This window comes from Corynebacterium marquesiae (assembly GCF_030229635.1).
GTDB classification, from domain to species: Bacteria; Actinomycetota; Actinomycetes; order Mycobacteriales; family Mycobacteriaceae; genus Corynebacterium; species Corynebacterium marquesiae.
Map to the genome: position 1 here is coordinate 1 of NZ_JASPII010000037.1, position 1,305 is coordinate 1,305.

Sequence of the window (1,305 nt, forward strand, 5' to 3'; positions counted from 1 at the left end):
TGAAGCGTCCTGGGTTTAGTTCCGCTTCTTTTACGGCCCTGTGTTGATGGGCTGGGTGAGATAGTACTCGGTTTCTACTTCCTGTGGGGTGGCGTAGTCCAATGCTTCGTGAAGTCGCTTAGTGTTCCACCAATGCACCCACCGCAAGGTGGCCAGTTCGACTTCTCCGACCGACGTCCACGGGCCCTGGGCATGAATCAGTTCCGCCTTGTAGAGACCGTTGACTGTTTCGGCTAGTGCATTGTCGTAAGAATCGCCGATTGTTCCCACACTCGGGCGGATTCCTGACTCAGCTAGCGCGGTGGAATACTTCAGTGACACGTACTGGCTGCCCCGATCGCTGTGGTGAATTAGTTGGTTTCCATGGATTCGTCCTGCAGTCGTTAACGCATGTTCCAATGCCTCCATGGGCAGCGCATCGGTGCGCATTGTCGAGCGTGTAGCAACACCAACAATTTTTCGGCTGAAGACATCCACGACAAACGCGGTGTAGGCGAATCCTGACAGGGTGCGAACGTAGGTAATGTCGGCAACCCAAAGCCTGCCTGGTGCCTGCGCACGGAAGTTTCGGCGCACTAGGTCCGGGCGATGATCCGGTGTCTTCGGGCTTACCGTTGTTATTGGGGTTCGCCCACGTCTGCGGCCAGAAACACCTGCAAGTTTCATCAGACGTGCGGTCTTGTCGCGGCCGATATGAAAGCCTTCGCGGTTCATCGCGTGCCACATTTTGCGGATGCCGTAGACCGAGAAATTCTCCGCATGCACACGCTGTATCTCTGGGATGAGCAGGCTATCGCTTAAGGCTCTTGCGCTGGGAACACGTGTGGTGGCTTTGCGGTAGCCGCGTGAAGTAATGAATCCACGATCTGCTTGTTTAAGGACTCGGCAGATGGCCTCGACCCCAAATTGATCTTTGTACGCGTCGATGTAGGAGATCATTTGGTCGTGGGTCGGTCGAGTTCCGCTGCGAAAAAAGCCGAAGCAGTTTTAAGAATCCCGTTTGCTCGTTTCAGTTCGCGGTTTTCGCGGCGCAGACGCCTGAGTTCTTCTTCCATTGTTTCGCCGCCTGAAGCGTCAGAATTATCGCGTACTGAGGCGCTGTCACGGTACCAGGCCCGCAACGTGTGGTGAGATACTCCAAGCAGCTCACCGACCTCCGTGTAGGCGCGTTGCAGTGAGCAAGACTCCAGGCGGACCATTTCGATGATCTGATGGACCGCCTTCTCCTTGAACTCGACGGAATACTTTCTAGGCATAGTTCAATCCTTCCTTAGCTGAGGTAGGAACTAAACCCAGGACGCTTCA

Annotated in this window: 1 protein-coding gene; it reads right to left on the minus strand. The window is 54.9% G+C overall.

Annotated features, from left to right (window positions below; genetic code table 11):
• Nucleotides 1-30: 30 nt before the first annotated feature.
• Nucleotides 31-1,256 (minus strand): IS3 family transposase gene (locus QP971_RS11260; protein WP_100619247.1). Its coding sequence is split into 2 segments (ribosomal slippage): nucleotides 31-977 and nucleotides 977-1,256, totalling 1,227 coding nucleotides; the frame shifts between segments, so codons are not numbered across the junction.
• Between the last annotated feature and the right edge of the window lie 49 nt (nucleotides 1,257-1,305).